Source organism: Thiohalocapsa sp., from assembly GCF_019695415.1.
In the GTDB taxonomy this organism is placed as follows: Bacteria; Pseudomonadota; Gammaproteobacteria; order Chromatiales; family Chromatiaceae; genus Thiohalocapsa.
In genome coordinates, this window is the sequence record NZ_JAIFKJ010000438.1 from 2,924 (window position 1) to 10,451 (window position 7,528).

Annotated in this window: 9 protein-coding genes; 3 read left to right on the plus strand and 6 right to left on the minus strand. The window is 67.3% G+C overall.

Annotated features, from left to right (window positions below; all coding sequences use genetic code 11):
* Positions 1-76: 76 nt before the first annotated feature.
* From I6U14_RS12350 to I6U14_RS12375, 6 genes are all read right to left on the minus strand, one after another.
* A complete protein-coding gene (locus tag I6U14_RS12350; protein WP_296899725.1) occupies positions 77-721 on the minus strand; it encodes a V-type ATP synthase subunit E in 645 nt (214 codons plus the stop codon).
* Positions 722-815: 94 nt separating this feature from the next.
* Entirely contained in the window at positions 816-1,184 is a 369-nt protein-coding gene (locus tag I6U14_RS12355; RefSeq protein WP_296899727.1) for a V-type ATP synthase subunit F, read from the minus strand.
* Positions 1,185-1,190: 6 nt separating this feature from the next.
* Complete coding sequence (locus tag I6U14_RS12360; protein WP_296899730.1) at positions 1,191-1,634, minus strand: ATP synthase subunit C; 444 nt, start codon at positions 1,632-1,634, stop codon at positions 1,191-1,193.
* 237 nt (positions 1,635-1,871) lie between these two features.
* Complete coding sequence (locus tag I6U14_RS12365) at positions 1,872-3,758, minus strand: V-type ATPase 116kDa subunit family protein (RefSeq protein WP_296899744.1); 1,887 nt, start codon at positions 3,756-3,758, stop codon at positions 1,872-1,874.
* Positions 3,759-3,917: 159 nt separating this feature from the next.
* Positions 3,918-4,976 (minus strand): V-type ATPase subunit, encoded by a 1,059-nt coding sequence (locus I6U14_RS12370; RefSeq protein ID WP_296899732.1) that lies wholly within the window; start codon positions 4,974-4,976, stop codon positions 3,918-3,920.
* Positions 4,977-5,131: 155 nt separating this feature from the next.
* Positions 5,132-5,449: an ATPase gene (locus I6U14_RS12375; RefSeq protein WP_296899734.1), complete on the minus strand. Its 318-nt coding sequence runs from the start codon at positions 5,447-5,449 to the stop codon at positions 5,132-5,134.
* A 393-nt stretch (positions 5,450-5,842) separates the two neighbouring features.
* On the opposite strand from I6U14_RS12375, the gene I6U14_RS12380 reads away from it, so the two are divergent.
* The 3 genes from I6U14_RS12380 to I6U14_RS12390 all read left to right on the plus strand — a co-directional run.
* Positions 5,843-6,634, plus strand: coding sequence for a serine protease (locus tag I6U14_RS12380; protein WP_296899737.1), 792 nt, complete (start codon positions 5,843-5,845; stop codon positions 6,632-6,634).
* A gap of 110 nt (positions 6,635-6,744) precedes the next feature.
* Positions 6,745-7,083, plus strand: coding sequence for a hypothetical protein (locus I6U14_RS12385; protein ID WP_296899739.1), 339 nt, complete (start codon positions 6,745-6,747; stop codon positions 7,081-7,083).
* The coding region (locus tag I6U14_RS12390) for a hypothetical protein (protein ID WP_296899741.1) at positions 7,080-7,528 on the plus strand (449 nt) is incomplete at its 3' end. The genes I6U14_RS12385 and I6U14_RS12390, both read left to right, overlap by 4 nt.

Consider the following 7,528-nt stretch of genomic DNA (forward strand, 5'->3'; position numbering starts at 1 on the left):
AAGGGCCAAGGGCCAAGCAGCGCGGCTCAGCACCCGGCCTTCAAACTTCACACTTCAAACTTCACCCTTTTCCTCTTCATCCGCCAAACAACGCCCCCGTATCGAACCCGCTCGGCAGCAGCCGCTCCAGGATCGCCCGCTGGATCTGCATGCGCAGCCGGGCCGTGCGGCCTTCGAAGGTGTTGTCCACGCGGATGCGGCCGTCTTTGCTGGTGACGAGCACGCCGGCGAGGGTGTCGATGGGCTGCTCTTTGAGGGTCGCCTGCGTGCCCTTTGGCAGGGCTGCGGTGACGCTGTCCCAATGCTCGCTGAGCAGCTTCAGATCGCGGGCGTTGGCGCTCACCGCGAGGTCGTCCTGCTCGATGGTCTCGGCGGCGGTGGCGATGAAGCCGGTCAGGGTTCGGAGGTAGGCCTTGATGTCTTCGGCGTGCTGCTGCATGCGCTCCGCGAGTCGGTGCTCGACATCGCGCACCAGGTTCCAGCGCACGCGATCCAAGTGGCTTTGCAGCTTCAATTCCTCAGCTTGCACCTGCTGCCGATAGGTGCGCTCGCCCAGGGACTTGGCGATGGCCTCTTCGCGCTGCTCGCGCAGCCGAAGCTTGTCCGCGGCGTCGCGCAGGATCTGGTCGCGGGCGCGGTTGGCGCGCTCGCGGTACTCGTTGGCCAGGCGTTCGGCGCGGGCAAGGATGGCCTCTTCGAGCTCGTGTGCTTGGGTGACCATGGATAAAGGGCTGAGGGCTGAGGGCTGTGGAGGCGTAACGAGTTGCGAGGAGCGAGTACCGAGGGCCTGATCCCTCGCCCTTCGCCCCTCGTTACTAGTGACTGATTTTTCCCAATCCGAACATGGCCTGGAGCCGGTCGGCGACCTCGCTCTCCAGCTCCACCGGCCCGGCAAGCGGCGGCACGGACACCACGACGATGCGTCCCCCCTCGCGTCGGACTCGGGCCAGGTTGGCCGCACCTGAGCGCATCACGGCTTCGTCCACCACCACGAAGGCCTTGTCCCTGGAGCGGCGCAATTCTCGGAACACCTCGTCCACGTCCGCGGCACTCGGGTTTGCATGCGCCTCGAAGCCGATCAGCCGGAACCCGTCGGCGAGGCTGTCGGCGCCGAGGAAAAGCATGCGCGTGGGCGGCGCTTCCGGGGTCGCCTGCGGGGCTGCCTGTTGCGGGGCGTTGGCCATGGCGGCTCAGATGCGGTTCAGCAGCAGAATGGAGATGACGAGGCCATAGATGGCGATACCCTCGGCGAGGCCGAGATAGATGAGCGTGCGGCCGAGCGTCTCCGGCTTCTCGGTAATCGCGGCGAGCGACGCGGCGCCGATGGGCCCCACGGCGATGCCGGCGCCGATGGTGGACAACGCTGTCGGGATGCCGGCGCCGAGGATGGCGAGGCCCATGCCGGTGGTCATTTCGACCTCCATCACCTCGACGGCCTCCTCCGCGAGGGCCTCGTTGATGCCGAGCAGCAGCAGGCCGAGCTGGGCGCCGAAGAACAGCAGCAGCTGGCCGCCCATGGCCGGCTTGCTCCAGCGCGGCAGCTGCAGCGTGGCGGCGGGGCGCATCTCCAAATAGATGCCGGTGGCGATGACACCGACAATGGCGAAGGACATCAGGGCGGCGAGCCAATACATGCGTGGGTTCCTCGACTGACGAATGTGCGTTGCTGGAAGACGTGTCTCTCGGCGCCAGTGCCGCAGGCAGGCGCAGGTCCTACGGCAGCGTCGCGCGCTCGGTGTGGTTGATCCGGGTTACTTGACGATCGATGCGGCCACGTTTGGGCTGTCTGGATTCTTCAGGATCAGGCGTGCGTTGGAAAGGCCCATGGCAGTGCTCGGAAATGCCGGACTCGACTCGCAGGTCCGCTGCGCTCAGTCTGCACCGGAGGCGGCGCGGCGCAGCCTGAGCGGTGCAAATGCGTGCCCCTCGCCGGAGAAGTACCGGGAGAAGCCCTCGTAATACTCCAAGCGCATCACCTGGATGGCGACGATACCGCCCTCCAGCACCAGCACGAACAAGTTGCCAAGGATGACCGTCAGCACGTGGCCGGTCATGCCCATCATGTCGGCGAGTGTCAGCACCGCCAGCGACAGCGCCGCATGGTTCAGGCTGAAGGCCGCGACACGCAGGAAGGAGAGCGTATTCGAGACATAGCCGATGATGGTCTCAAGCGTCTCGATGAAAACCACCAGCACCTTCTCGCCGGCGGGCGCATCAAGGTGTCGCCACCCGTAGACGGCGAGTGCGCCGAGGCTCCCCAGCACCAACAGGGTGGGTAGGCCGCCGAATTCGCCGCTGCCGGCGAGGCTCAGCCCGCCCCACACCAGCGATAGGTAGAACACCAGGTTGACGATGCCGTGATGGCCGAGCCAAGCACCGACAATGTTGCCCACCACCCAGCGGTTATAGATGGCAAGCAGGCAGGCCACCATGATGAACACGACGCCGTAGCCCAGCGCGATCTTGAGCATCAGGATCGGCTCATGGATGGGGCTGGTCCAGAGCGCCGGCAGCAGCTCCTCGTAGCCGAAGATGCTGCCATAGAGAAAGCCAAAGAACATAGACGACACGCCAGCCATGATGCCGAAGAGCCAAAAGCGCCCGAGCTTGTCGCGGAAGTACCAGCCCGCAGCGGCGATGACCGCGCCCTGACCCACGTCGCCGAACATGGACCCGAACATGAGCAGGAAGGTGGCGGCGAAGAGCGGGGTGGGGTCCACCTCGCCGTACTGCGGGATGCCGTACTGTTTCACCAGCATCGCGAAGGGCGCGAGCCAGCGGTTCTTCACCGGCACCGTCGGCACCAGCGGGCGCTCGTCCGGGCGCGGGTCGCGGAAGCTGAGATCAAACGGCATGGCCAGGCTCACTTCTAGCCGCTCTGCCAGGCTCGGCAGCGCCCGCAGGGGCACCCAGCCGGCGAGCATGGCCAGGTGGCCCGCACTGTGGATTGAGGGGTCGAGTGTCACGAACGGCTCCGCCAACAGAAGGGTTCGGCGGGCATCGACCAGGGTCTCGCGGTGTTGCTGCTCCCATTGCGCGAGCTCAGTGCGCAGCGCGTCGCGCTGGCCTGCCAGCTCGGCGCGGCGGGAGGCCAGCTCCTCGCGCTTGGCCGCCGGGTCCATGTCGGTGAAGTCGCTCGGAATGGGCAGTGCCTGGAAGCCGGCGGAGGCCAGCACGGAGTCGAGCTGTGCATCGCGCTCGCCGCGCGGACCGACGATGATCACATGCGCGCTGTCGCCACGCTCGAGGTAGTTGAAGAGGATGTGGTCGGCCAGTTGCACGGCACCTTGGAGCCGGCTCACGTTCTCCCGCGGCACGATGCCGACATAAAAGTCCAGAAAGCGCGTCTTGCTGCGCAGCTTGCCGAGGTCGATCTTGAGGTTCGCGAAGTTGTCCAGCGCGGCTTCTTGGTCGCGGACGAAGCGCTCCTCCTCGTCCAGGCGGCGGAAGGCCTCCTCGAAGCGCGAGGCCTCGTCCCAGCGCTCGCGAAGCAGGATGCTGACGGCGGCGAGCTCGTCCGGGTGGACCACATGGACTTGGTCGATGGTCGGCGCCGCTGGCACGTCCACCAGCTTGGCGATCTTGTCCAGCCGCGTCGCCGCCTGCCGGTAGCGCTCGCGATAATCGCGTCCCGGCGCGCCGGCGAGTGCCTGCACTTCCGGTGGGCGCTCGTCTGGGTGGAAGCTTTCGGTCTCGGCGAGGGTGAGCGACGCCTGCGGCAGATCGTCGGTCATCACCAGCAGCCGTACGTGCTTCATGGGCAGGGGTCGCAGCACGGCTCAGTCCTCCGGCGGTGGCGATGCCGGGGTGTGGGCATGGGCGGTGGCGGACATCATGGTGCGGGCTCGCTGCGGCTGCTGGCTGGTAGTTCGTGGATTTTCAGGTAGGAGTGGAGTGTCGTCGGGTGCCGTTTCCAGTCATGCGGCTGCCGGCATGCCGATGGGACAGTTCGGCTCTGCCAGGTCCAGCGCGATGTCCACCACGTCCTGCGGCAGGCCCAAGAGGCGACCCTGGATCAGGGCGTAGAGCTTGTGCATGTCGTGCTCGCGCAGGATCAGGTAGGCCAGCGCCCGGGCGATGCCGGAGCGGCCGCTGGTGAGCGTACGCCGGCACTCGTCCAGCAGCATGGCGCCGGCGCAGCGCTGAACGTCAATGAGGCTTTTGCTCTCGGCGAGCAGTGCATCGAGCGGCGCCGGCAAGGCCTCGAGCACCTGTTCGAAGCTGTCGATGTTGGCGAGCTTGAGCAGGCGGTCACGATGCAGCAGCCGCTTGGACGGCACCAATTGATAGAAGGCCTCGCTGGGCGAGAAGCCGAAGGAGAACCGAAAGCGCAGCAGCCAAAGCAGGTTCATGCGGTCCAGCACCGCGCCCACGAGCTGGCGCACGGCGTCAGCCTCCGCTCCTTGGAACTGCATGGCCTGCCGCGCCAGCTCAGCGTAGTAGCGCTGGTCTACCGCCGCCTCCAGCACGAATGGGTCGCGGCGCTGCTCGTAGGATTCCCGCGCCTGGCGGGCGATGAGCCGCAGCGGCCCGCGCTCCAAGACACGCAACAGCTCCAGCACGTTCTCGGCGCGATACAGCTCCTGATGTGGCAAACGCACCCGCTCGGGCAGATCGTAGAGGTTCGCGCGGATCTCCGCCTGGTCCAGCTCGTAGAGCTTGCCGCGGATCAGCGTCTTGAGATTGAACAGCGCATACTTGCGGGCCCAAGAGAGCAGCAGCCCCCGGCCGGTGGCCGTCATGGGCCGCGCCAGCACCGCCAGGTCAGCTAGTAGGGTATGAATCAGGGTCTGTTCCACCGCCCGCGCTTTGGCGCGGGCCGATAACTGCTCGTCCAGCACCGGCTCCAGTGCAAAACGCTCCGCCAGCGCCGGCAGCGTGAGCCGGCTCAGCGCGGTCAGCGTCTGCGCATCCAGCAGCTGCACGGACATGGCCGTGATGCGGGTATTGAGGTAGGCCTGGGCAGTGGCACTCATAGCGCGGCGGTCGCTGCGGCGGATGGGTGCAGCCGGACGCCAGCAGTGCCGCGGCTGACCGCCGGTACAGGCCCGGACGAACCGGTCACTGGGGACAAAGCCAAGGTCTCGGGACCTGGAGGCGCAGGCGTGTGCGCTGACGGGGACGCGCGCATTCAGCGGCTCGGATCGATGAGCAGTTCGAAGGCGGTATCCAGTGCTTCCTGTTCACGCTCCTCGGCCATGTTGCGCAGCAGCACGTGGCGCTCGTCGTAACGGCGCTTGAGCTCGGCGATGGTCTGCTCGGCACGCTCCTCTGCCTTGGCGATGAAGCTCCGGTGGAGGTCCGGCACCCGTGCGGTGAACCGCTGATCCTCGGTGCGGGCATCCGCGATGGCGGCCTGGATGATGCGCTCGCGCTCCTGCTCCGCCTCCTGCGCGATCTTTTCCGCGCGCATCTCGGCGTCGAGCAGGCGTTTCAGCGTTTCATCCATCGACGGTTCCCCGAAGTTTGCAGACAGCGGCCGCGGTGCGGTGACGCGAAGAGTAGCGAATGCACGCGCCCTCTGGCCAGCGCTGGAAACCTAAGGCTTGCGATACATCAGTAGTCGCTTATGGGCTTATGAACGGCGCGTTGGTGGCGGAGCCCTTGCTCGGGCGGCTGTCTGCCCGCGGACAGCACCTGCATCTGTTCCGGCAAGTACGGCTGCTGTGGGCCGCGCGCTTGATGCTGGTCATGCGCCGGCGCAGGCGGCGGGCGCAGCATGTTGAGTCTGGCCTTGCGGCGCTGTGCCCTGAGTCCGGATGCTCCCATGAGCATGTACTAATATTCCATCAGTGACGCGTCGCTTTGATCGCGCGACGCGCTGTGTCCACTAGGAGCATCGATGCCGACCCTCACCCCATCGAAACGCCGCCATGTCTCCCTCATTCCAGTCTGCGCTGCGGTCCTGCTTCTGGTGTCCGGGGCGGCCGTCGCGGATCTGCCGGAGACGGCTGCCAAGATGAAGCGCAGTGTCGTTGCGGTCGGCACCTACATGGCCGTGCGCGCGACGCAAAAGCAGCCGCGGGGGACGGGCTTCGTGGTAGGGCCAAACCACGTCGTCACGAATGCCCACGTGGTCCCGGGTAATCTCGACGAAGGCCGTCGCGAGACCGTCGCTGTTTATCGTCCGGGATCGAACAACCGCACCGAGATGCGCAAGGCGAAGCTAGTGGCCGCCGATCGCGAGCACGATCTGGCCCTGCTGCGTTTCGAGGGCGGCGCTTTGCCGGCGGTCACCCTTGGGCGCAGTGCGGACGTCCGCGAAGGACAATGGGCCGCCTTTACCGGTTATCCGCTGGTCGGGGCGCTGGGGCTTTACTCGGCGACGCACCGGGCCGTGGTCGCCGCGCTGGCGCCCATCGCAGCGCCGGTGGGCTCCGGTCGGGAGCTGACTCCGGAGATGATCAAGCGGCTGTCCGCGCCGTTCAAGATCCTGCAGCTGGATGCCACCGCCTATCCAGGCAACAGTGGCAGCCCGCTCTACGACGTTGACACGGGCCGCGTCATCGGCGTCATCAATAGTGTGTATGTCAAGCGCACACGCGAGTCCGCGATCAAGGACCCGAGCGGCATCAGCTATGCGATTCCGGTGGACTATGTCCGTGAGCTCATGAGCAAGGCCGGTGTACGGTGACGGAAGCTCGGGTGCGGCCATCCTCACGCAACTCGATCTGAGCCGCGGCGCTCGCCGGCAGAGCCGCAGACGCGGCTTGAGGTAGGCAGTGCAGAAGGTGCACAGCAGCCATGAATAACCGCCACGCCGCTGCAGACGGCGGCACCGTGGATGCCGCCTTCAACCGCGTGCTGCGGGCGGAGGCCAAGGCCCGCGAGGCGCTGGCCGACTGCCGGGCGCAAGCGGATCAGCGCGTGACGGCAGCCGAGCAACAGGTGCGCGAGATCTCCGGACGGGCCGAACGGCGCATCCGCGCGTCGAACCATATCGCCGATCAGGGTATTGCGCGTGCGCTGGAGGGGCTCGACGCCGACGCGGAGCGGGCTGGCGCAGCAGTGGAGCCTGATGCCGACACCGTCGAGGACTTGGTCACAGCGCTCGCCGCGGAGCTCACCGGAGGGCAGCCGTGAGTGCCACCCGCCGCGCGTTTGCATACGTCCAGGCACGGGTGCAGGCGCGTTACGGCCGGCTCCCGGCGGAGGCGGACTGGCGGCGGATCAGCGGCGTGCGCGCCCTCGGTGCCTGGCTCGAAGACGCCCGTGTCGGGCCGTTGCGGGCATGGGTCAAGGGCTTCTCGGCGGCGAGCACCGCGGCCGATATCGAGGTTGGCGTGCGCAACCTGCTGTGGACCGAGATCGACGCCGTCTCCGACTATGCGCCGTCCGCCTGGCAGGCCAGCATCGCCTGGACGGCCTGGCTGCCGCTGGACGGCGTCCTCGGGCAGCTGCGGGCAGGCGGCGCGCTGCCGGCTTGGGACCGCGCGCGGCCGCTGCTAGCCAGGCAGCTGGGCGGCGAGGGGAACTGGGGGCCGGGGGAGGGGGGGCGCGCCGGCATTGGGCCGCTGCTGGGCACGGG

Excerpts from the sequence above, each read along its gene's own strand:
- I6U14_RS12350 (WP_296899725.1), bottom strand. The coding sequence starts at position 721 with ATGGTCACCCAAGCACACGAGCTCGAAGAGGCCATCCTTGCCCGCGCC.
- I6U14_RS12355 (WP_296899727.1), bottom strand. The coding sequence starts at position 1,184 with ATGGCCAACGCCCCGCAACAGGCAGCCCCGCAGGCGACCCCGGAAGCG.
- I6U14_RS12360 (WP_296899730.1), bottom strand. The coding sequence starts at position 1,634 with ATGTATTGGCTCGCCGCCCTGATGTCCTTCGCCATTGTCGGTGTCATC.
- I6U14_RS12365 (WP_296899744.1), bottom strand. The coding sequence starts at position 3,758 with ATGAAGCACGTACGGCTGCTGGTGATGACCGACGATCTGCCGCAGGCG.
- I6U14_RS12370 (WP_296899732.1), bottom strand. The coding sequence starts at position 4,976 with ATGAGTGCCACTGCCCAGGCCTACCTCAATACCCGCATCACGGCCATG.
- I6U14_RS12375 (WP_296899734.1), bottom strand. The coding sequence starts at position 5,449 with ATGGATGAAACGCTGAAACGCCTGCTCGACGCCGAGATGCGCGCGGAA.
- I6U14_RS12380 (WP_296899737.1), top strand. The coding sequence starts at position 5,843 with ATGCCGACCCTCACCCCATCGAAACGCCGCCATGTCTCCCTCATTCCA.
- I6U14_RS12385 (WP_296899739.1), top strand. The coding sequence starts at position 6,745 with ATGAATAACCGCCACGCCGCTGCAGACGGCGGCACCGTGGATGCCGCC.